Origin of the sequence: Mycetocola sp. CAN_C7 (assembly GCF_015752285.1) — a bacterium.
Classification (GTDB): domain Bacteria; phylum Actinomycetota; class Actinomycetes; order Actinomycetales; family Microbacteriaceae; genus Mycetocola_A.
The window spans coordinates 498,531-521,054 of record NZ_JADOUY010000004.1 but is presented as its reverse complement, the minus strand read 5'-3'; the positions used below and the strand labels follow the sequence as shown (position 1 = coordinate 521,054).

The 22,524-nt window shown below is 66.4% G+C and carries 15 protein-coding genes and 1 tRNA gene; 6 read left to right on the top strand and 10 right to left on the bottom strand.

Features of this window, described 5'->3' with window-relative positions:
- Nucleotides 1-129 precede the first annotated feature (129 nt).
- From IWX78_RS11845 to IWX78_RS11825, 5 genes are all read right to left on the bottom strand, one after another.
- Nucleotides 130-816 carry a hypothetical protein gene (locus tag IWX78_RS11845; RefSeq protein WP_196833717.1) on the bottom strand — a complete coding sequence of 229 codons (687 nt, stop codon included), beginning with the start codon at nucleotides 814-816 and terminating at the stop codon, nucleotides 130-132.
- 172 nt (nucleotides 817-988) lie between these two features.
- Nucleotides 989-1,062, bottom strand: a tRNA-Met gene (locus tag IWX78_RS11840).
- Nucleotides 1,063-1,124: 62 nt separating this feature from the next.
- Nucleotides 1,125-2,033, bottom strand: a complete 909-nt coding sequence (locus IWX78_RS11835) for a class I SAM-dependent methyltransferase (RefSeq protein ID WP_196833716.1) — start codon at nucleotides 2,031-2,033, stop codon at nucleotides 1,125-1,127.
- A gap of 22 nt (nucleotides 2,034-2,055) precedes the next feature.
- Nucleotides 2,056-4,971: a UPF0182 family membrane protein gene (locus IWX78_RS11830; protein ID WP_334684702.1), complete on the bottom strand. Its 2,916-nt coding sequence runs from the start codon at nucleotides 4,969-4,971 to the stop codon at nucleotides 2,056-2,058.
- Between the two features lie 68 nt (nucleotides 4,972-5,039).
- Nucleotides 5,040-6,209: a YlbL family protein gene (locus tag IWX78_RS11825; protein ID WP_196833715.1), complete on the bottom strand. Its 1,170-nt coding sequence runs from the start codon at nucleotides 6,207-6,209 to the stop codon at nucleotides 5,040-5,042.
- Nucleotides 6,210-6,327: 118 nt separating this feature from the next.
- Between IWX78_RS11825 and IWX78_RS11820 the strand changes: the two genes are divergently transcribed.
- On the top strand, nucleotides 6,328-7,746 hold the full coding sequence (locus IWX78_RS11820) for a zinc-dependent metalloprotease (RefSeq protein ID WP_442929245.1): 1,419 nt from the start codon (nucleotides 6,328-6,330) through the stop codon (nucleotides 7,744-7,746).
- 779 nt (nucleotides 7,747-8,525) lie between these two features.
- On the opposite strand, the gene IWX78_RS11815 is transcribed toward IWX78_RS11820, so the two are convergent.
- Together IWX78_RS11815 and nudC are read right to left on the bottom strand one after the other, a co-directional pair.
- On the bottom strand, nucleotides 8,526-10,268 hold the full coding sequence (locus tag IWX78_RS11815) for an ATP-dependent helicase (protein WP_196833714.1): 1,743 nt from the start codon (nucleotides 10,266-10,268) through the stop codon (nucleotides 8,526-8,528).
- The gene (gene nudC, locus IWX78_RS11810) at nucleotides 10,265-11,260 is read right to left on the bottom strand and encodes an NAD(+) diphosphatase (RefSeq protein ID WP_334684701.1); all 996 of its coding nucleotides are present in this window, start codon (nucleotides 11,258-11,260) and stop codon (nucleotides 10,265-10,267) included. Before nudC ends, IWX78_RS11815 begins: the two co-directional genes overlap by 4 nt.
- Nucleotides 11,261-11,351: 91 nt before the next feature.
- Here nudC and IWX78_RS11805 point away from each other — a divergent pair, with 91 nt between their 5' ends.
- Nucleotides 11,352-12,677 (top strand): phosphotransferase, encoded by a 1,326-nt coding sequence (locus IWX78_RS11805; RefSeq protein WP_196833712.1) that lies wholly within the window; start codon nucleotides 11,352-11,354, stop codon nucleotides 12,675-12,677.
- Here the strand turns inward: IWX78_RS11805 and IWX78_RS11800 are convergent.
- Both IWX78_RS11800 and IWX78_RS11795 read right to left on the bottom strand, forming a co-directional pair.
- Nucleotides 12,581-15,859, bottom strand: coding sequence for an ATP-dependent DNA helicase (locus tag IWX78_RS11800; protein ID WP_196833711.1), 3,279 nt, complete (start codon nucleotides 15,857-15,859; stop codon nucleotides 12,581-12,583). The two genes, IWX78_RS11805 and IWX78_RS11800, sit on opposite strands and share 97 nt — an antisense overlap.
- Nucleotides 15,856-19,005 carry a PD-(D/E)XK nuclease family protein gene (locus tag IWX78_RS11795; RefSeq protein WP_196833710.1) on the bottom strand — a complete coding sequence of 1,050 codons (3,150 nt, stop codon included), beginning with the start codon at nucleotides 19,003-19,005 and terminating at the stop codon, nucleotides 15,856-15,858. Before IWX78_RS11795 ends, IWX78_RS11800 begins: the two co-directional genes overlap by 4 nt.
- 143 nt (nucleotides 19,006-19,148) lie before the next feature.
- Between IWX78_RS11795 and IWX78_RS11790 the strand changes: the two genes are divergently transcribed.
- From IWX78_RS11790 to IWX78_RS11780, 3 genes are all read left to right on the top strand, one after another.
- Nucleotides 19,149-19,373: a DUF3107 domain-containing protein gene (locus tag IWX78_RS11790; RefSeq protein WP_196833709.1), complete on the top strand. Its 225-nt coding sequence runs from the start codon at nucleotides 19,149-19,151 to the stop codon at nucleotides 19,371-19,373.
- Nucleotides 19,374-19,383: 10 nt separating this feature from the next.
- Nucleotides 19,384-19,671 (top strand): hypothetical protein, encoded by a 288-nt coding sequence (locus IWX78_RS11785; RefSeq protein ID WP_196833708.1) that lies wholly within the window; start codon nucleotides 19,384-19,386, stop codon nucleotides 19,669-19,671.
- A gap of 85 nt (nucleotides 19,672-19,756) precedes the next feature.
- The gene (locus IWX78_RS11780) at nucleotides 19,757-20,158 is read left to right on the top strand and encodes a type II toxin-antitoxin system VapC family toxin (RefSeq protein WP_196833707.1); all 402 of its coding nucleotides are present in this window, start codon (nucleotides 19,757-19,759) and stop codon (nucleotides 20,156-20,158) included.
- Here the strand turns inward: IWX78_RS11780 and IWX78_RS11775 are convergent.
- The gene (locus IWX78_RS11775; RefSeq protein WP_334684700.1) at nucleotides 20,148-20,864 is read right to left on the bottom strand and encodes a ferritin-like fold-containing protein; all 717 of its coding nucleotides are present in this window, start codon (nucleotides 20,862-20,864) and stop codon (nucleotides 20,148-20,150) included. The genes IWX78_RS11780 and IWX78_RS11775 overlap by 11 nt on opposite strands.
- Nucleotides 20,865-20,982: 118 nt before the next feature.
- Here IWX78_RS11775 and IWX78_RS11770 point away from each other — a divergent pair, with 118 nt between their 5' ends.
- Complete coding sequence (locus IWX78_RS11770; RefSeq protein ID WP_196833705.1) at nucleotides 20,983-22,428, top strand: DEAD/DEAH box helicase; 1,446 nt, start codon at nucleotides 20,983-20,985, stop codon at nucleotides 22,426-22,428.
- Nucleotides 22,429-22,524 lie beyond the last annotated feature (96 nt).

Here is a 22,524-nt window from a genome sequence, read left to right as displayed (position 1 = left end):
TGCGTCGGGGTAACTCAACGTGCTTTTCGAGTACATCTGACTACTCCCTGAAGAAAGAACCTAGATTCGGTGTCCAACTTTCGGGGACCACTCCATTTCTCCGTCGAGGCTTTCAGCGGCGCGGTAGTGTCACGGCCAGAGCGTTTGGTATACCGGCTGGGTGGAGTTCTGCATGGTGCCGCTGATGCTCGCGCGCCAGGTGCTGACAACGAGGCTGTCACGGAAGTACAGCTCCTCGTAGATGCTCCAGCCATCGGCGCCTTCTTCGGTGCTGGGGCCGACGCTGATTGAGCAGACGCTGTGGAAGGGTTCGCCGTGGTCGAGGCAAATGAAACCCTCGGCGGTCGCTGCCGTCATCAGAGCCGTCTTCGTTTCGGGGGTGGTCGTGTTGACGGCGGTCGCCATGCCGCCCTCGGTGGGTGGGCCCCACTGGCAGTCGATGCCGGGGAGTGACATGCGGATCGTCTCGATCGAGTCGTAACGGGAGAGCCCGACGCCCTCCATCTCAGGAAGGTTCAGCTGGTCGACGCCCTGGGACTGGAGGAACTCCTGGGAATAGATGTCCAGGCAGTCGGTCGGCTGCGTGATAGGCACAATCAACGGCTCGGTGACTGTGGGTGTCTGCGTGGGCTTCGGCTTGACGCCTGGTGCGGCTTCAGCGGCAGCCGACGGCGGTTCCGGCTGATTGGCGAGCGAGTAAGCGACCCCTCCGCCGAGGATCAGCACGCCTGTGACGACGACGCCTGCCCACATGAGGCTCCGGCGGGTTTTCTTCGCCGCGGGGCTCGGCGCACTGGTGGGGGTGCTCTCGGTCATTGTCGCCCTTCGCTCACTCGCGAGGCTATCGGGTACCGTCAACCCACGCGTCCTCCCGAGGGATGACATGCGGCGAAAGTAACTCTGACGGGGCTAGAACAAAGCCGAGCAATATCGGAGCAGAGAAAAGGCCCTCTGACCGAGATAATTCCCGGTCAAAGGGCCTTTATTGTTGCGGGGGCAGGATTTGAACCTACGACCTCTGGGTTATGAGCCCAGCGAGCTACCGAACTGCTCCACCCCGCGGCACAAGAACTTACTCTAGCACGGGATCTGAGACGGCGCGAATCGAGCCGGCTACGGCGGACCTAGAGCAGATGCCCCGCCGGCTTGATCGCGACGATCGTGACCGCGAGAGGAAGCCAGGCCTGATCCGGCCAGCCGAACATGCCCTCCCCCTTCGGGACAAGTCCAGGGAACATCCGCCACGGGAGCGCGTCATGCTCGGCGAGCCTGTCGACGGTGAGACCGGCGTCACGGAGCACGGTGAATGTCTTCGAGAGCGGATGCATCCATTCCCAGGTGCGGGTGTTCTCGAGTACCGCCGTCTCGTCTGCGTAGTCGGCACCGTCGTCGAAGATGTCGGGTTCTGCCTTGGCATACGGGTAGGTGAAGATCGGCAGCTCGGCACCGTCTGGTGCAGCATCGAATACCTGCGCAGTCGGATGGCTGTCCGTGAAGTAGAGGATGCCTCCCGGCTTCAGAAACCATTCGACGATGCGCGCCCATTCGGCGACATCCGGCAACCATCCGATCGTCCCCCACGTGGTGAACACGAGATCGAACGAGTCCGGTTCCGGGAGAGCGTGCCGCGCGTCGTAGAGGTTGGCACAGACAAACCGCGACCGTTCGGCCAGACCGGTCTCTGCAGCCAGCCTGCGCGCCTCGCGGACTGCGGGCATGGAGAAGTCGAGGCCGACGATCCCAGCGCCCCGCTGAGCCAGCCGAAGGCTGTCTGCGCCGAAGTGACACTGCAGGTGAAGCACACGCTTCCCGGAGAGGTCGAACCGGCCGTCAGCACCAGGGAAGAGCCGCAACAGCTCAGCCTCGTCGACAGGCGTCAGCCTGCCGTCCCCGGCGAGCAGGTCCGACTGGTCGTAGAAGTCACTGCTGACGTGCACGGGGACGCGTTCGTCCCACTGGGCACGATTGTCATCGAGCCACTCCCCTGATCGGAGATCGACCGGGCGCGGGGTGCTTGACGGATTCTCTGTCACGCACCCCACGCTACCGGCTCGGTCAGCCGTTCAGCAGGTCGAGCGCCTCGGCGAGAGCGGCGTTGAGGCGAGCGTCGGCTTCGCCGTACGCCGTCCAGTTGCCGTCGGTCAGCGCAGCCTGCTTGTCGTCCATGGCCTGCTTCGCCTCGTCGAGCACGGCGCGAAGCGCCGCGTCGGCCACCGGGTCACCGGTGTCCGGCTCCGTCGGAGTCGACGGCTCTTCGGTGTCCGGCTCTTCCGGAGTCGCGGGGTCGTCGGCATCGGGCGTGTTGCCGTCTCCGGCACTGGCGCCGGAGTCTCCGCCGAACAGCGAGTCGAGTGCCTCATCGAGGGTGTCCTCGAAGGCGATCTGGTCGCCGAATGCCACGAGGACCTTCTGGAGCAGCGGGTAGCTCGTCTCACCGGTGGACTGCACATAGACCGGCTGCACGTACAACAGACCGCCACCGACCGGGAGTGTCAGCAGGTTGCCGTTGAGCACCTTCGACTGACCCTGTTTGAGAAGGTTGATCAGCGACGAGACTTCGGTGTCGGTGTTGAACGCGTTCTGCACCTGACCGGGGCCGGGGACGGTGACATCCTTCGGAAGCGTCAGCAGACGCAACTTGCCGTAGTCCTCCCCCGGTGTGCCTGCTTCGGCTCCGGCATCCGCATCGACGGCGAGGTAACCAGTCAACACGCTCGACACGCTGTCGCCAGTGCCTCGGGGCACGAAGGTCGAGTACAGCGAGTACGTCGGTGACTCCTGGCCCGGCATCTGCATCGTCAGGTAGTACGGCGGCTGCAGAAGGTTCTCCGCGGCCTCAGATTGCGGGTCGGCCGGCGTGGACCAGGCGTCCGTCTTGGAGTAGAACTTGCCGGCATCCGTCACGTGGTACTGACCGAGCACCTGGCGCTGCACCTTGAACAGGTCGGACGGGTAACGGACGTGACTCATCAGGTCGCCGCTCATCTTCGACATCGGCTCCACCGTTGACGGGTAGATCTTCTGCCAGGTCTTGAGAATGGCGTCTTCGGTGTCCCACGCGTATAGGGTGACCGAGCCGTCGTAGGCGTCGACCGTGGCCTTCACCGAGTTACGGATGTAGTTGATGTCATCGAGCGCGAACCGCTGGTCCGATGTCGCCGAGTCGGCGATCGCCGTCGAGAGGCCGACCGTGCGCGAGTACGGGTAGGCGTCTGAGGTGGTGTATCCGTCGACGATCCAGACCACGCGTCCGTCGACCACGCTGGGGTACGGGTCGGAGTCGAGAGTCAGGTATGGCGCAACCTTCTGAACCCGTGTGGCGGGGTCACGATCGTAGATGATCTGCGACTCGCTGCTGACGTCGTCGGAGAGGAAGATCTGCTCCGACTGGAACTTCAGCGCGTAGACGAGCTTGTTGAGCACGTTGTCGAGCTTCGGACCCGCGTCACCTTCGAAGGTGTTATAGGTCTCCGACTCGCCCTCGTCACCCGACGGGTAGTCCAGCTCGACGGGTTCGTTGCCCTGTGGCGCACCGATGATGGAGTAGTCCGGCGATGCTTCGCCGAAGTAGATCCGAGGCTCGAAGTCGCCGAGTTCGCCCGAGGTCGGGATGCCTGATTCGAGGAACACGGGCTGGCCGTCGACGGACCGCTGGTTTCCGTAGGCCGCGACGAGACCGTAGCCGTGCGTGTAGACGAAGGTGTTGTTGTACCAGGTGTCGTCGGCGTCCTGGCGGAGTTCGCGGAGCGCGACGACCGTGTCCTGGCTCTCACCGTCGACCTGGTAGCGGTCGACGTCGAGGTCGGGCGAGAACGAGTAGTAGTTCTTGAAACGCTCGAGCTGCGAGATCGACGGGCTGACGAGGGCCGGGTCGATGATACGGATCGATGCAGTCGTCTCGGCGTCTTCGCGGAGGGCGCCCTCTGTGGCATCCGTCGTGGCGTTGTACGGGATCTGCTCGACGTCTGCGACGCCGTATGCGTCACGAGTGAGGTCGATGTTCCGCTGGATGTACGGCGTCTCGAGGGTCTTGGCGTTCGGGTCGACCTGGAAGCGCTGAACGACCCACGGGTAGGCGGTGCCGACGAGCAGCCCGGCGACGAGCAGCAACGCCGTTCCGACGATCGGGAGGCGCCAGCGGCCGATGAACGCGGTGACAAGGAAGAGAACGGCGACGAACGCGGCGACGCCGGCGAGGATGACCCGGCCCGGGATGGTCGCGTTGTCGTCGGTGTAGTTCGCACCGGTGATGAGGTCACCGGTCTGGTTGAGCGTGACGTACTGGTCGAGCCAGATCGACACGGCCTGAAGAGCGATGTAGAGCGCGGCGAGGATGGCGATCTGGATGCGCGCCGCCTTCGAGATCCGCAGCTCACGACCGGAAACCCGGATGGAGCCGTAAAGGTAGCTGACCGCGACAGTGAGGAGTGTGGCGAGAAGGATGACGGCGGAAGCGAAACCGACGAGACCGCGAAAGAACGGCAGTTCGAAGAAGTAGAACGAGACGTCGAGACCGAACTGCGGGTCGACCTCGCCGACGGGCGTGCGGTTCAGCCAGAGCAGCACGACTTCCCAGCGAGTGGCAGCCGCGAAGCCGGCGAACAGGCCGAGGACGACCGGGATGCCGTAGGTGGCGAGGCGACGGAGCGGCTCGACGAGTTCCTGGTAGCGGTCGAGCTGACTGCTCAGCTTGGCGTAGACGGGCCGCAGGCGGTATGCCAGCTGGATGCTCGCCCAGATCGGGATGGCCATGCCGAAGAATCCGATGGCGAACATCACAGCGGTGGCGATCCACTGCGTCGTGAGAACGTTCGCGAACCCGAGCTGTTCAAACCACAGGAAGTCCGAGTACAACCCGGCGAAGATGAAGAAGGCAACCACGAGGACGCCGACCACTGCTGCGGTGATGGCAAGCGGTGCGCGACTGCGGTTGGGGGTGGGACGTGCTGATGCTGCGGGAGCGGTTGTCACTTGTGGCCTCTGTCAGTGTCGGGGTCAGGTCACAAGTCTATGGGGATCGCCCTTGCGCTGGCTGGGAGCTAGCCGGTGGTCTCCGGTGCTTCACACGTGGGAAGGGCATCAAGTCCGCTCGACGATTCGATCGCGTCGAGCGCGGCAAGCGCGTCGTCGAGGGTGGCGACGCTCAGCACCTGCAGACCGTCCGGCACGTGTCCGACCACTTCGTTGCAGTTCGCCTCTGGTGCGAGGAAGTAGGCTGCCCCGGCATCGACGGCCCCATACAGCTTCTGACGGATGCCGCCGATCGGTCCGACGACACCCTCACCGTCGATCGTGCCTGTGCCTGCGACATTCGTGCCACCGTTGAGCTTGCCCTCGGTCATTTTGTCGATGATGCCCAGCGCGAACATCATGCCGGCGCTGGGTCCTCCGACGTTGTCGAGCTGGATGGTGACATCAACCGGAAAGTCGTAGAGAACCTTCGTCGCGATCCCGATGATGCTTGAGTCCTCGCCGTCGGCAGACGTCGCGCTCACCGGCGTGATCGAGACCGTTTGCGGCTTCCCGTCCCGAACGATGTCGAACACGGCTGCATCGGTCGACCCGTTGTCGGCGATGGCGTCCCTGAGCGACGCGAGGTCGGTCACGGCAGAGTCGTTCACCGCGATGATCTCGTCGTCGATCTCGAGTTTTCCTTCGGCCGGAGCACCGTCAGCCACCTGGCCGACGGCCAGCTGGGCTGGAAAATCATAATCGAGTTCGGTCAGCGCTGCCGCGATGGCATCCTGCTGGGAATCGACCATGAGGGCAGCGTTCTCGGCTTCGCGCTGCTCGGTGGAGACGCCCTCGGGGAACAACGCTTCGACGGGCACGACCGCCTTGCTCGGCGAGAACCAGGCAAGGGCGACCTCGAACCAGTTGGGTCGTTGCTCCCGGTTACCGACCGCCTGCACGGTGAGCATGTCGAGGGCTCCATCGGTCTCAAAGGTCTCAGCGCCCTCCACGGTGACCATGGGGACTTCTTCCTCCTCGATCGTCACCGTACCGAGAGTATTGAACACCGGCCCCGGCTGCTGGATCACATACGACGTCGGCCACAGGGCGAGACCCAGAAGTATGACGAACGACACGGCAAGCGCCAGCCAGCCACGCGTGCGGCGGCGATGCGCGCTCTCCATCGTGGCGAGTTCTGCCTCCGAATACAGAGCCTGCGGTTCGGCTGCGTGCGGGGTATCGCTCCAGAGACTCATCGTGCCTTTCATGGTGTTCGCGACGGGCGGACAGCCGCCGGAGGCAGCAACGCGAAACTCAGAGGTTCACCGACTAGCGTAGATCCCGCAACCGAATGCTGTCTGAAAGGTGGCCTCTGTGCCCGACGAATCCGACAAGAACCCCGAGGACGAGTTCCGCGACATGCTGCGGCAGTTCCTGGCTGGGAATGCCGGGATCGACCCGAGCCAACTCGCCGGTGCAGCCGGGCTCCCCGGTGACCCAGCGTCGGTCAACGCCATGCTCAGCCAGCTCCGCAACGCCCTCCAGGGCGCGGGTGACGGAAGCATCAACTGGCAGGCCGCGACAGACCAGGCGGTCACGATCGCCACGGCCGAAGCCGCTCCCATCAGCGCCGAGCAGCGCGCCGCGCTCGACCAGGCTTTTTCGATCGCAGCTCTGTGGCTCGACGACGTCACCGGCATCACCGAACTGACGAGCGTTCCCAAACTGGTGACCCGCGCCGAATGGGCTCGCGCGACGATGCCGGTCTGGACCCAGCTGGCCGAACCGGTCGCGACAAGCATTTCGGATGCCCTCACCCGCGTCCTCCGCGAGCAGGCTCCTGACGAGTTCCAGGGCATGGTCGAGAACGCCGGGGCGCTCCTCCGCAGCATCGGCGGCGCGCTCTTCGCCATGCAGCTCGGGCAGGTCGTCGGGCAGCTGTCGACGGAGGTCGTCTCGGGCGGTGACGTCGGCATCCCCCTGCTCGACGACAACCAGGCCGCCATCGTGCCGCAGAACGTCAGCGTATTCGGCGACGGCCTCGACATTCCCGACGACCAGGTCCAGCTGTACCTGGCCGTCCGTGAGATCGCCCACGCCCGCCTGTTCCGTCACGCGCGCTGGCTGCGCCTGCACCTCATCTCATCGATCACCGAGTTCGCCCGCGGCATCAGCATCGACACCGACCGGCTCGAAAGCCTCGCGGACGGCTTCGATCCCTCGAATCCCGAAGAACTGCGTCAGGCGATGGTCGACGGTTCGCTGATCCCGCCGAAGACGGATGCACAGCTCGCGACGCTCGGCCGGCTCGAGACGATCCTCGCGCTCGTCGAAGGCTGGGTCGACGTCGTCACCGCGCGAGCGACATCACGACTGCCCAAGGCCGACGCCATCGCTGAGATGGTGCGTCGCCGCCGGGCCACGGGCGGACCCGCCGAATCCGCCTTTTCCACCCTGGTCGGGCTCGAGTTGCGCCCGCGCCGGCTGCGCGAAGCCGCGGCGATGTGGCAGCAGATCACGGATGCCGTCGGCGACGAACAGCGCGACTCGCTCTGGGAACACCCCGACGTCATCCCCACCAGCGACGACATCGACGACCCGTCGGCGCTGATCGCGCGTCTCGAAGCGCGCGCACGGGGTGAGGTACCCGAGCCCGATGACTTCGACACGGCGCTGGAGAACCTCCTCCGAGGTGAGGAGAACCTCCTCCGAGGTGAGGAGAACGCGTCCCCCGATGACACGGGCGCGTCTGAGAAGGGCCCCTCGCCGGACGAAAACCCGCCAGCGGTCTGACCCGCGCTCCCGCCGCACGGGTCGCACCCGGCTGTGGATAAACCGCACGGCGTATCGGCGGGTGCGGCATGATCTCCGCATGCTCCTTCGACTCGACCCGCGCTACCCCATCGTCTGGCGCTCCCCCACCTCGCTGCAGATCGGGGCCGAGCAGCCCATCGCCCGGCTCGATTCGATCAGCCCAGCCGTCGAACATCTGCTCGGCGCAGTCCTCGCCGGCATCAGCAGGCGTGAACTCGACGAACTCGCCGACCGGGTGGGCGCCGGAACAGACGAGGTCAGGAACTTCGTCGACCGGATCGCGCCGGCGCTGGTCCGGCCATCACCCCGCCGCGACGTTCCCCGATGGGTTGTCGACGGTGCAGGAAGAACCGCCGACGGCATCCGCTGGCTGCTGACCGGCGACCGGTCGGTCGATGCGTTCTCCACCGATCCACCCGGGCTGCCAGACATCGCGGTTCTCGTCGCCTCGCACGTGATCGATCCCAGGCGGTACGTCCGTTGGCTCAGTCTCGACATTCCACACCTCGCCGTCACCTACACCGATGTGGGCGTTGAGATCGGACCATTCGTCGAACCGGGCGTCGGCCCGTGCCTGCACTGCCTGGCGCTCGAGCGAACGGATGCTGACCCGGCCTGGCCGGCGATGGCGTCACAATTGCTCGCTCAGCGCTCGCTGGCAGAGACGGAGCCGTTGATCGGTGAGGTGTGTGCCCGCGTCGCGCGGATCGCGACCGCCCGGCTCGACGACGGCACCAATGATCTCGTCTTTTCGTCGCTCAGGATCGACGGGTTTCGGGTGACGGGGACCCTGATCGCGCACCGGCGACACCCGGATTGCGGATGCCGATCTCTGTCAGGAAACGAGACCGTTCCCGGGGCTGTGGGGATCGGCTCGACCGTTCAGCCCACGACAGGTACAGCTGTGATCGCGCGCGAGTGATGCCGACGTACAGAAGCCGCCGTTCCTCATCGACCTGTTCAAAGGTTTTCGCGTAGCTGATCGGAACCAGGCCTTCGCTGAGACCGAGCAGGTAGACGGCATCCCACTCGAGGCCCTTCGCCGAGTGAAGGGTGGCGAGGGTCACAGCAGACACCGTCGGTTCGTGCTGGCCTGCCTGTCGTTCGAGGAGCTCGTCGGTGAACTGACGGAAGGTGGTGCCTGGCGGGGCCTGGTCGACGAGTCCCATGATCGCGTTGAGCGACTCCCATTTGTCGCGAACAGCGCCGGCAGTCTCCGGCGCGACCTGGGTCCAGCCGAGCGACCGCAGCACATCACTCACCGATTTGAAGAGCGGTTCCCCTGTGATCGACACGGATGCTCCGCGCAGCGCCATGATCGCCTGGCGCACTTCGGGCAGGTCGAAGAACCGTTTGCTCCCGCGCAGCAGATAGGGCACGCCGACGTCGCCGAGCGCTGTCTCAAGAGCGGCCGACTGCACGTTGACGCGGTAGAGGATCGCGATGTGCTCGGGTTTCGTTCCGGCAGCGATGCGCTCGAGCACCGACTGGGCGATCGCGCGAGCCTCGGCCATGTCGTTCGGGTGTGCCGAAATCTCGGGCTGATGATGGGTATCGGCCGAACGGCTGGCCTGGAGGCTGAGCGCCCCGGGGCGGCCACGCATCAGCCGGTTGGCTGTGTCAACGATCTGGGGAGTCGAGCGGTAGTTCTGTTCGAGCCGGACGACCGTGGCATCCGGGTGTCTGGCCGGAAAGTCGAGGAGGTAGTCGCTGCGCGCCCCGGCGAACGAGTAGATGGTCTGGCTGGCATCACCGACGACGCAGACATCGTTACGCCCGCCGATCCAGAGTTCGAGGAGCTGCTGCTGCAGCGGGGAGACGTCCTGGTATTCGTCGACGACGAAGAACCGGTACTGCTCGTGCACCTGCATCGCGACCGCAGGCTCGGTCTGGATCATGCCGGCGCAGGCGAGGAGCACATCTTCGAAGTCGAGCTGTTTGCGTTCGTCCTTGAGGTCCTCATAGGCCTGCTGCATCGCTGCGATGGCGTCGACAGCGAGGTTCTGCGATGCAGGCCGGTTTGCCGCTGCGTACTGCTCGATGCTCAGCCCGGACACCTTGCGCCACTCGATCTCCGCAGCGATGTCGCGCAGCGTGGCCGTGTCGAGTTTGAGCTTGAGTCGTTCGGCGGCGTGGCCGAGCATCCGGCCTTTACTGGGGATGAGAGCAGGCATGATGCCGCCGACCGTGTGCGGCCAGAAATAATTCAGCTGGCTGAGGGCAGCCGCGTGGAAGGTGCGCGCAGCGACACCCCCAGCGCCGAGGTGGCGAAGCCGGCCGCGGAGTTCAGCGGCTGCACGGTTGGTGAAGGTCAGCGCCATCACGCGGTTCGCGGCGTAGGTTCCCGTTGCCACGCCGTGGGCGATTCGGTGGGTGATCGCCCTGGTCTTGCCGGTGCCTGCACCGGCGAGCACACAGACGGGTCCGCGGAGCGCTTCGGCGGCAACGCGCTGATCGTCGTCGAGGCCGGCCAGAAGATCCGTGGGCTCGGCCGCGGTCATGCCCGGGTCGCCGCGGCGTCGGCGCTGGCCGCCCGCGCGGACGCTTCGATACCCGGGCCGCCGTCGGCGACGAGCCAGAGTTCGATCAGCGACCGGGCGATGGACGTCGGGCCGGGCAGGAGCAGCGTTCCGGCCTCCTGCCTCAGTTGATCGCGGCTCAGCCAGCGCAGGTCGACGATCTCGGCACCGTCGGGAAGAAGAGCGTCAGGGTCGTGGCCGGACACCACTCGGGCGGAGAGCCCGATCATCATGGAACGCGGGAACGGCCACGGCTGCGACCCGAGATAGACGGGATACTCGACGGGCAGGCCGGATTCCTCGGCGATCTCGCGAACAACGGCCTGCTCGAGCGACTCCCCCGCCTCGACGAACCCAGCGAGCAACGAGTACCGACCTTCAGGCCAGAGCACGTTCGAGCCCAGGAGCAGCCGGTCATCGTCATCGAGGACGAGCACGATGACCGCCGGGTCGGTTCGGGGGAACACCTGGTTCTGACAGGAGGGGCACAGGCGCATCCAGCCCGCGAGGCTGGGAGCCGTCGCGGTGCCGCAGCGCGGGCAGTGGCCGTGCGAGCCGTGAAAATTGGCGAGGGCGACGGCTGCCGTCATCAGTGCGGAGTCGCCTGCACCGAGGAAATGTCCGATCTCACGCAGCGACAACCAGCGTTCCGGATCCGGTTCGATCGCGGCTGCGGCGGCATCCGTCAGCACGGCCAACGTCACGGCAGCGCCGATGTCTGCCTGGGAGCCGGGCGTGACGATGCGACCGAGGTAGCAGAGCAGGTCGGCCTGCCCGGCGACCGCGGAGTCGTGCAGCGCGATGCTGTCACCGTCCATCAGCGTCTTGCCGTTCCAGAGCGCGAGCACGCGCGAACCCGGCTCGGCAGCGAGCTCCGAAAAGAGGTCGGGCCGCACACGCGCGTCGGCGTCACGATCGACTGCCGTGCGGGCGAGCGGAAGATCGGTGAGCGGGCCGAGATCGAACACAAGCACTCCCACCTGCAAGGGCGTGGCGGATGGCTGCCACGGGGTTGAGCGACCTAACCTAGATGCCATGGCCAGATCGCATCTAACTCTAGCCGCGTTGGCTACCTCAGCCGTCGCGGACCTGCAGATCGTCGGCGCAGGACCGTTCGGGCACGGACGGACAGGTGACTTCGATTCGGCTCTCCTCCGCAGGGGTGACGACCGCGAACTGGTTGTCAGGGTTCCGACGAACGAACGTGCCGCAAGTGAGCAGTCTGTCGAACTGATCGCGCTGCAGGCGATGACAGCAGGCATCCGTAGTCGTCTGCCGTTCGATGTGCCCTCGGTCATCGGCCAGGTGTCGAATCAGGGCACTCGAGCCGTCGTCTACGAGTACCTCCCCGGGTACAGCGTCGACGCCGACGGACTTCCGGCCGGTGATGGCGCAGCGACGTCGATCGGGGCTGCCATTGCGGCGATCCACGCACTGCCCGGGTCATTCGTCTCCGAGGTCGGGCTCCCCCACCTCACGGCGGCCGAGTGCCGCAACGAGGCCAGGAGCGTCATCGAACGCGCCGCATCCACGCGGCTGCTGCCGACCGCGGTGCGCAAGCGGTGGACGGATGCCGCAGCAGACGACCGGTTGTGGCAGTTCCAGCCGACCGTCATCCACGGGTCGCTCGGTGCGGAATCCTTCGTCATCACCGACCACGAGGTCGGCCCGATCGTCACCGCTGTGCTCGGCTGGCATGCCCTCCGCGTCGGCGACCCGGCCAGGGACCTGCACTGGCTCAGCGGCGCCGGTGAGGCCGCAGAAAGCGTGCTCGCCGCGTATCGGTCGTCGTCGACCCGCAACCCCGATCACCTTCTGCTCCAGCGCTCGATGCTTCACGCTGAACTCGAGCTCGCTCGCTGGCTCCTCCACGGAGTGGACGCCCGTGACAAGAGCATCACCGATGACGCGGTCAGCCTGCTCGACGGGCTCGTCGATCACGTGCTCGGTGACCTCATGCATCCGCTGTCGAACGAGACCGGGCCGATCATGGCTGTCTCGGACGTCGAAGCCATGCTCACACGCACGCCACAGACCTCCGCTGCTTCCGCGTCGTCTGGCATCGGCATGGAAACCGACAGCTACGACCGTTCCGAACTCGAGGCGGTATTCGGCACTGATCCCGGAAAGTCGGCCTCGGGGAGTGGCGAGAACGACGACGAGTCGCGGCGAGAGCGGGCCTCCGAGCCTGCGCAGACCACCCGTGGGCAGGATTCCTTCGACCCGGATGCCATCGAAACCGGCCCGATCGACATCACGTCGGCGAAACGGACCGATCCTCGCAGTGACGCCGGTTATACCGCCGAGTTGGACTTCTCAGCGCTCGAAGCCGCGGAGTCGGGCGAGATCACTCCCCTGACCCAGCGGCGACCGAGTTCGTCGGCCGAGTAGAGGGTGTCAGGGCGCAGGACCAGGTCGTCGGCCACGTAGTAGAACACCGCGTCGATGAGGTCGGGCGAGACTTTTTTCCACTGGGCGAAAGCGAGTCGGTAGAGGGCGAGCTGGTACTGCCGTTCATCGAGTTCGGCCGCGGTTGACGGCGCTTTTCCCGTTTTCCAGTCGACGATCTGGTAGCGACCGTCGCGCTCGTACACGGCATCCAGCTTGCAGATGATGATCTGTTGGCCGAGCACGAAGTTGATCTCACGTTCGACCTCGACCGGCCGGAGCTCGGCCCACTCCGACGCCTCGAACGTGCGCTGCAGGACCGCGAGGTCGTCGAGTTCGCGCTGTTCGAGAGGCAGGAGCGTTCCCGGAGCCTCGTCGAGATCCTGTTCGAGCAGGCTCGAGTCGAGCGACTCCTGCCCACCGGCAACTCCGGCTCGCTGCTCGACCCAGCTGTGGAACAGGGTGCCGAGGCGGGTCTGGCGGTAGGGCCGCTCAGGAACCGGCCGCCGCATCCTCGTCGCCAGCCCCGGAGCGTCCGAGACGTATTCCTTGAACCGTGAAGCGGGGACCCGGTCGGGCAGGGGAACGTACTCGTCTGAACGCAGCCTGGCCTCGCGTTCGGCCAGGAGCAGGCCGATGTCATTCGACCAGACCGTGGCAAGGTCGGGGTCGGCGTCGCGGACGGCTGCAGCGGCGGCCTCCACCGCATCGGTGCGTGCACCGAGCGGATCGAGTGGCCAGGCCACGACGTTCTGCTCGGCGGCGAGCGGGTTCTCATCGAACTCCGACTCGTCGGGGAGCACGTCGTCGTCGAGGCCGACGGCAGCGACGATCTCACGCAAAAATATCCCGGGCCGTCGGGGGCGCGACTGTGTCGCCCAGAACGAGCCACTCGCGAGAAGAGCGTCTTTCGCCCGGGTGACGGCGACGTAGGCGAGCCGACGCTGCTCCTCGGCGTTCCGGGCGTCGAGACCCTCACCGAATGCGACGTAAGCGGCATCGAAATCAGCCTGGGTCGCTGCCCCACGCCAGGGCAGAGCGGGCAGCTCATTCCGATCGCCACGGAACTCGTACGGCAACTCTCCGAACGCGGTCCAGCCGCGTTTACTGCGCAGGGTTCCAGGGAGTTCGTCCTGCACCATCCGCGGGACGACGACACTGTCCCACTCCAGACCTTTCGAACCGTGGATGGTGAGGATCTGGACCGTGCCCGGTTCGGGATCCTCGGCCCGCGGGCTGAGGTTCTCACGGCGCTCGGCCTCTGCCAGCCACGACAGGAACGGGCCGAGCCCGGCACCTTCGTCGACCGACAGGTACGAGGCGATCTGTTCCGAGAACGCGTCAAGGCTGGCCTGCCCGAGCGGGTTCTGCTCGTTTGCCGCGACCTCGATGTCGAGCTGGAGCTCCTGCACGACGAGGTTGACGAGGTCGTAGAGGTCGAGGCCGGAACGTCGACGCAGTGTGTTCAGCTGTCGGGCGACGAGCCGCATCCGACGGATGCCCTCTGCACTGAAATCGCGGAGGGCGCCGTGGTTCGCTGGGGCGGTCTGCAGGAAGTCGAGTGCGTCGACGATCGATCGGCCGTCATCGTTGGCCGCAGACGCCGCGATGCGCTCTCGGATCTCGTCAGCGATCGGCTGCTGGGCGAGGTCGCGGCTGGCGAGCCACCGCGCAAGCCCGTTCAGCGCCTGGATGTCACGGGGTCCGATCCGCCAGCGGGCGCCGACGAGCAGCCTGATCAGTTCGGATCCGGCCGTCGGGTCATGCAGGACGCGGAGGGCACTGACCAGGTCGACGATCACCGGCTGTTCGAGGAGACCGGCCATCCCCAGAATGTGGAAGGGCACGTTGTTGCGTCTCAGCGCGTCGGAGAACACGTCGACCTTCTTGAGCGACCGGCAGAGCATCGCCGCTGTCCGCTGCCTGCCCGACGCTGACGGCCGCGCCAGTTCGCCTGCGAGCCAGCGGGCGACGGCATCCGCTTCATCGACCACGGTCTCTGCGAACACGACCGAGATCTCCCCTTGCCCGGCGTGCGGAGGGCTGGTGAGCCGACGCACGGGAACCCGCGGGGTCGCCGGAAGAGGCGCAACGATCGCATTGGCGGCGTCGAGGACTTTTCCTGCATTGCGCCAGCTGGTCGAGAGGGCGAACGTCGACGCCGTGCGGTCGTCGGCGAAGTCGCTGGAGAACCGGGCAAGGTTCGCCGCGCTCGCACCGCGCCAGCCGTAGATGGACTGGTTCGGGTCACCGACGGCCATCACCGGCTGGTTGGAGAACAACCGGGCAAGCAGATCCGTCTGCACCACAGAGGTGTCCTGGTATTCGTCGAGGATGACCATCCGGAACCGCGACCGGTATTCGTCGACGACGCGCGGCACCCGGCGGCAGATCTCGAGCGCGAGGCTGACCTGATCGCTGAACTCGACGAAACCCAGGCGCTGCTTCTCGGCCGCGAACCGTTCGGCCAGGTCGACGAGCATGCCGAGATAGTCGACATCGCCGACGGCGGACGTCACCGAGGGGAACGACGACTTGCGCGATGTGCCGTCAGAAAGCGGGAGTTCGGCCAGCCGGTGGAACTCCGTCGCGAACGAGCGGATGTCATCTGCACGGCCGGTTGCGTCGTTGTCGCTCAACGCATGGCTCAGAGACACGACCGCTGCGGTGACCTGATCGACGCTCTTGTCGAGACCGACCAGCCGGTCGTCTGAGCTCTCGACGACAATCCGGCGCGCCAGCCGCCACGCTGACGCCTCCGTCAGGACGGTGGCGTCCGGCTCGCGCCCGATCAGCCGGGCGTATTCACGGAAGAGCCCGCTGGCGAACGAATTGTAGGTGGCGATCGTCGGCGCCTCGAGCACGTCGATCGCGGTGCCTGGAGTCTCAGCGAGCTGGAGATCCTGCAACTGGCCGATCCGCACCCTGACCCGCTCGGCGAGCTCGCCGGCGGCCTTTCGGGTGAACGTGAGGCCGAGTATCTCCGGAACACGCACCTTGCCGTTCGCGAGGAGCCACACGATTCGGTTCGCCATCGTCTCTGTCTTGCCGCTTCCGGCGCCGGCGACGACGAGGGCAGGACCGAGGTCGGCTTCGATGACCGCAACCTGCTCGTCGGTCGGCTCCGGGAGCCCCAGCCGCGACCCGATCTCCCGTGCAGACATCATCCGGACGGGCGCGGTCATGCGCTCACCGCCGCAACGAGGTGAATCCGGTACATCGACGCGGCCTTCGGATCGCGCTCATCGAGATTCGGGTTGCCGGTGAACTCGGCTGCAGCCATCCCACGCCCGGCGCTCTCGACCCGCTGAGTGAATGCATCTCGCTCGTCGAACGTCATCGGCTGCTGGGTCAGCACACGATAGCCCTTGCCCCGGACACCGCCGGAGACGTAGAGCAGTGTCGCCCCGCCGGACCGGTCCCCCGGCTCCGTGCCTTCGATCGCCCCGGCCGCGAGCGCCAGCTGATACCCGCCGAGCTGCGGGTTCTCGTCGACCTTCGACCGCGACGGTGCGGTCTTTCCTGTCTTGAGGTCGACGATGACGACCTCTCCGCTCGGGAGCCGTTCCACCCGGTCGATCGTGCCGGACAGGCGCACCTGGCCGAGCGTCACCGAGAATGTCCCCTCTGCGCTGATCGTCTCGCCGCCGGCATCGCGGAAGTCGTGGAGGTATTCCGACAGGCCCTCGACGAGGCGATGGGTCAGACGACGCTGGCGTTCCGCCAGCCACGGGGCCTCGAAGTACAACTCGGACCAGTGTTCGTCGATGTGCTGCCAGAGCCGTTCGACGCTGATGTCGTCAGCGGTGATCTGATCGGTCGGGATGGTCCCGGCGCGTTCGAGTGCTGTGTGGACGACGGTCCCGATGCCTGCGGCAAGCCCGGAGGGTGCTGCGGCCATGGTGTCGATGAACCAGGCCAGTCCCGATTTCTCGAACGTCTCGAGTTTGGACGGCGAGACGGGAACGACGGCATCCGAAGCGGTGAGATCGACGAGCGGGGCTGTTGTCGAGGGATCGAGCAGTCCGTACCAGTCGTCAGGGTCAGCGCCAGGCACTCCTTCGGCAGCGAGGCGGGCGAGCGCATTCGCGGCGTGGATGTCTCCGGTTGTCACCAGCCGGCGTCGAAGGGCTCCCACCATCCCCCGGAGGGACAGCGGATGCTGCGCGTCGCTCGCCGACACCGGTTCGACGGCTCGAAGAGAAGGAAAGCGCAGAAACGCTGACGGCTGCTCATTCTCGTTGACGGTCGCGGTGACGACGATCTGGACGCGCGCCCGCGAGACCGCGAGTGCAAACATCCGCAGTTCGTCGGAAAGGACCTCGGCACGCGCGTCCAGGTCGGCGACCGGAAGGCCTGCGGCAAGCTGGCTGAGCTGCTGCGGGTAGAGCAGCGAGCCGCGCAGCTGAGGGTTCGGCCAGGCACCGTCCTGGAGACCGGCGACGACGACGACGTCGAACTCGCTCCCGACCACCGAGCTCGGGGTGCCGATGAAGACGGCGTCTGCCGCTGCCTGCGGCGTCAGGGAGTCTTCGGGGACCTCGGACGACAGCACCTCATCGATGAACCGCCCGGCCGGCTCGGCCGGATGCCGCTCGGCGAAGCGTTTGGCCGCCGTGAACAGGGCCATCACGCTGTCGAGGTGACGATTGGCTTCGTCGGCGGAGAGCCCGGATCCGAGCGCCTGCGCCGACCACGACGCGCCGAGACCACTCTTCTCCCAGAACAGCCAGAGCAGCTCCTCGATGCTCGCCCCCGCCTCCGCAGCGGCGCGGGCGTCTGCGAGGGTCTGGGCGAACCGACCCGCTGAGCGCGCAGCGGCGGAGTCGATCGTGGCGAACCGGCCGGGGCGTTCGACGGCTTCGAGCAGGAGTTCGTCGCCTGACCGGTTGCCGTCACCGGCGAGTTCCTCGTGCCGAAGTGCCCGCCGCACGCGCCGCAGCGAGATGCCGTCGAGCCCGCACAAGGGTCCGGTGAGCATCGAGGTCACGAGGTCTGCCGTCGGATCGAGCCGGCCCAGGATGAACGCGACCGGCGTGAGAAGCTGCGCCGAGGCGAACTCGGTGCGGAGTGTACGGCCCCCTGATGGAACCGTCGTCGGAACCTCAGCCAGCGACAGCGCACGGTCGAGAACCGGGATGGTGGCACCTGACCGGACGATCACGGCAAGGCGCGACCACGGGATGCCACCGAACAGGTGATGCTCGCGCAGGATGCGAGCGATGCGCTGGTGCTCCGCTGCCGTCGACGCCGCGTCGACCCGCACGATCGGTGGCACCGTTCCGAGTTCGAAGTCGGTCACCGGGGCTGCTTGAGCGGATCGGTGGGTCACGGCGCCAGCGGTTCCGACGCGTGTGGTGACTTCGCCGACGAGCGTGCGGATGCCGGCTCCGTGCCGGTACACCGTGCCGAGATCGAGCCGGGTCACGTCGACGCCGAGTCCGGTGCCGAGGCCGGCGAGGGCGGCCGGGTCTGACCCACGGAAGGTGCTCGAGGCCACGTCGGGGTCACCGAACGCGACGATCGCGACCCCTCGGCTGGCCAGGGCGCGGAAAAGAGTCGTCGCCGATGGACCCTGTTCCTGAAAATCATCGACCACAAGGAGCCGGAGACCGTCGAGACCGAAGCCCCGGTTCAGTTCGGCTGTGGCCTGGGCCACCAGCTCGGCCGAATCGAGATGGTCGACGCCGAAACTGTCGATCACCTGTTCGTATTCGGCCATGAAACGACCGGCGGCAACCCACTCCTTGCGGGAGTGCTGCACGCCGAGCCTGGCGAGTGAATCGGGGCGGAGTCCGGATTCGACCGTGCGCATCATGAGTTCCCGGAGCTCGGTCCGGAAGCCGGTGAGTCGTCTCACCTCGGGCACGAGGGGATCTGGCCAGGCCGGGCCGGTGCCGTCGATCTCGTGGCCGGCCAGCAGTTCGGCGATGATCGTGTCTTGCTCGGCTCCGGTGAGCAGCCGCGGGGCATCCCTCCCCTCCAACGACGCTCGCGCGCCGACGATCTGGAATGCGAGGGAGCTGAGGGTGCGGGCGAGAGGCCCGTTGGTCGGGACGGCGACGCGCAGAGCCAGTCGGTCGCGGAGGGCTGCGGCGGCGCGGCGGTTGGGCGCAAGCACGAGGACTTCGTGCGGCTCGTAGTCGCGAAAGATGATGCGATCGGCGACGAGCTCGACGGCGGTGGAGGTCTTGCCGGTGCCCGGCGCACCGGCAACGGCCGCACTGGCGCCGTCTGCGAGGTCGAGAACCGCCTGCTGCGCGGCGTCGGGAACGATCGAGGGGGATGCTGCCGTCGAGCGGCTCGAAGCGCGGAATCCCCTGATGGTCACGTCAGCAAAGTTAGCGCGACCCACCGACATCCGCGGTCTCGCGCGCCGGGGTGAACCGTGTTCGCTCTCGGCGAGTGCCGACGGTCGAGAGCCTCGGGGCAACTGCCGTAATGTTGGCCGTAACGCAAGGAAAGGTGCTTTACGTGGAGATCCGAATCGGTATTACCAACAGCGGCCGCGAGCTCAGCTTCGAGTCGTCGCAGTCCCCCTCTGACATCGAGAAAACGGTCTCAGACGCGCTGGGTTCCGACAACAGCTACTTCACCCTCTCCGATGACAAGGGACGTCTCTACATCGTCCCGACCGCCGGACTCGCCTACGTCGAAGTCGGCAGCGAAGAAGCCCGCCGCATCGGCTTCGTCGGCTAAGGGTTTCTCCGTGGAGCTCCTCTTCATCGTTCTGTTCGGCGTCGCGGCAGGCATCGGCGCGCACTACGCCCTGCCGTGGCGCGGGACGCACGGCATCCTGCTGACTCCCGCCGTCGGCGGCGTAGCCGCGGCCATTGTCTGGGTCGGCCTGACCTGGCTCGGCTGGGCATGGGACGGCGGCTGGATCTGGGCCGTCACCATCGTGTCCGCCACCGTCGTCGCCGCCGTCGTCGACATCACTCTCGGTCGTGCGCGCAAGACGGGCGACCAGCGTCGACTCGTCGCCCTCGGCGGCTGACCCGAACAATTCCCCTGTGGCGGTCAGAGCTGGCCAGCGGCGATGATGCAGTCCTATCGTGATGGCAACCCACACGGAGGTGGCCATGACCAGGTTCGTCGTCGATGCCGGAGCGCTTCTCCATGTGATCGGCTCTGAGCTCGACGTGGCTGGCACCCACGAGCTGCTCGCCCCGACCCTGATCCGGTCACAGACGCTGTCGCTGCTGCACGAGTCCGTCAGCCGAGGCGACCTCGACGAGACGTCAGCCCGCGCGCAGCTGTCCCGGATCGGTCGGCTGCCTCTTCGGCTGCTCGGCGACGCCGTGCTGCGTCGCACAGCCTGGGATGTCGCGAATCAGCTGGGCTGGACCTCCACATACGACGCAGAATACGTCGCCCTGACCCAGCTGCAGGGTGACGCCCTCGTGACCACTGATCCGGACCTTGCGCACCGCGTCGCGGGGATCGTTCTGACCGCGACCGTCGATGCGCTGTTCAGGCCGTAAGGCCGAGGGCATCCATCCGGCGGGTGTGCGTGGCAATCAGTTCAGTGAAGACGGGCTCGATCCGTTCCTCGTCCGACTTGCTGTGACCCTCGAGGTTCAGCGCGGAGTGCGCCAGGAGCAACGTGTCGCCAACGAGGCGCCTGCCGCACATGGCGAAGAAGTGAGCCCGCTTCGGGTCGACCGCGATGGCATCCGTCAGTAGTCCGACGATGCCGGCCGAACCGGAATCGGCTCCGAGAAGACTCGCGTACCTGGCGCCGATATCCGACGCCAGCCCATCGGACAGGCGGATGAAGAAGTCGTCGAGGAAACCCTGGGTGATGTAGAGACTGAGCAGGCTTTCGTTGACGGATGCCCCGCGGGTGATAGCGAAGAAGTCGTCGATCGCCGCGACGAACGGCGCCATGACCTCGGTGGGGTCTTCGCCGCGTCTGCGGATCTCTGCGACGAGGCCCTGATGCTTCGCGAGGGCGAGTCCCGCAGCCGTTGAGAGGGTCTGCGTGGTGACGAGATCCCTCGAGGTCGCGCTGATTTTCGAGATGGACTGGAAGAAGCAGAGCTGAAGATACGCGGCCTGGCCGAGATAGCTTGACGTGTCAGGGGCCAGCTGCGCGAAGTCGACTTTCGTGGCTTCGATCGTGCTGCCACGGGAGCGCAGGCGCGGGAGCGGCGCTCGGGACCGGGACGCGCTAAACCATGAAACCACGGCTCCAGTGTAGATGCTCCGGTAGGCTGGGCTCTGTTCCCGGCACCGGATCGGGACACTACGCCTCAGAAAGATGCAGGGCGTAGACCGCTTATATGCATTGACAGGCAACCAACACGTGACTTTCACCGATCTCGGCGTCGACCAGGACATGGCAGACGCCCTCGCAGCCAAGGGCATCCTCGAACCCTTCCCCATTCAGGAACAGACCATCCCCCTCGCTCTCGACGGCCAGGACATCATCGGGCAGGCGAAGACGGGAACAGGCAAGACCTTCGGTTTCGGCCTTCCGCTCCTCCAGCGCATCGGGTCCGACCCGGCGCCCGGCGTTGTCGCCCTCATCGTCGTGCCGACCCGTGAGCTCTGCGTCCAGGTCACCGAAGACATCGAACTGGCCGCGACGAATCGCCCGACCAAGATCGTGTCGATTTACGGCGGCAAGGCGTACGAAGGTCAGATCGAGCAGTTGAAGGCAGGGGCGCAGGTCGTCGTCGGCACGCCCGGTCGTCTCATCGACCTCAACAACCAGCGCCTGCTCGACCTGTCGAACGTGCGCGAAATGGTCCTCGACGAGGCAGACAAGATGCTCGACCTCGGCTTCCTGGCCGACATCGAGAAGTTGTTCTCGAAGACGCCGCAGGACCGCCACACCATGCTCTTCTCGGCAACCATGCCTGGCCCGATCGTGGCGCTCGCGCGTCGCTTCATGTCGAAGCCGATCCACATCCGTGCGTCAGACCCCGATGAGGGGCTCATGCAGGCGAACATCAAGCACCTCGTCTACCGTGCACACAACATGGACAAAGACGAGGTGATCGCCCGCATCCTGCAGTCGGACGGCCGCGGCAAGACGGTCATCTTCACCCGCACCAAGCGTGCGGCCGCGAAGCTCGTCGAAGAACTCAACGACCGCGGATTCAACGCCGCAGCCGTGCACGGCGACCTCGGCCAGGAGCAGCGCGAGCGCGCCATGGCTGCGTTCAAGGCCGGCAAGAAAGACGTCCTCATCGCCACGGATGTCGCGGCGCGCGGAATCGACGTCAACGACGTCACCCACGTGATCAACCACACCATCCCCGAGGATGAGAAGACCTACCTGCACCGGGTCGGTCGCACCGGCCGCGCGGGGAAGACCGGCATCGCCGTCACCTTCGTGGACTGGGACGACCTGCACAAGTGGGCGCTCATCAACAAGGCGCTCGACTTCGGCCAGCCGGAGCCGATCGAGACGTACTCGTCGAGCCCGCACCTGTTCGCCGACCTCGACATCCCAGAAGGCACGAAGGGTCGTCTCCGCCCGACGTCGATCGTCGCTGCTCCGAGTCGTGGAGCACGCGAAAGCGCACCCCGCGACGGTGGCCGTGCTCCCCGCGAGGGTGGCTCGCGCGACTCGTCCCGCGGACGCGGCCGCGCGCGTACGGCTTCAACCTCGACGGACGCTCCTCGCGAGGAAGCCCCGATCGCCGCCGGTACGCACGACGGCCAGGGCAGTGAGCACCACGACGGAAACAGCGCACCCCGGCGTCGCAGCCGCACCCGCCGCCGCACCAACCGCCCGGAGTAGCTCCCGCGAGCGCGCTTGCTCACCTGCTTCGGACGTTCTCACCAGGCAGGCCAGCTGGGTGCGTCCGGAACACGGGCCTTCTGCATGCCCATCGCT

Excerpts from the sequence above, each read along its gene's own strand:
- IWX78_RS11815 (WP_196833714.1), bottom strand. The coding sequence starts at position 10,268 with ATGACCGCGGCCGAGCCCACGGATCTTCTGGCCGGCCTCGACGACGAT.
- IWX78_RS11845 (WP_196833717.1), bottom strand. The coding sequence starts at position 816 with ATGACCGAGAGCACCCCCACCAGTGCGCCGAGCCCCGCGGCGAAGAAA.
- IWX78_RS11780 (WP_196833707.1), top strand. The coding sequence starts at position 19,757 with ATGACCAGGTTCGTCGTCGATGCCGGAGCGCTTCTCCATGTGATCGGC.
- IWX78_RS11800 (WP_196833711.1), bottom strand. The coding sequence starts at position 15,859 with ATGACCGCGCCCGTCCGGATGATGTCTGCACGGGAGATCGGGTCGCGG.
- IWX78_RS11825 (WP_196833715.1), bottom strand. The coding sequence starts at position 6,209 with ATGAGTCTCTGGAGCGATACCCCGCACGCAGCCGAACCGCAGGCTCTG.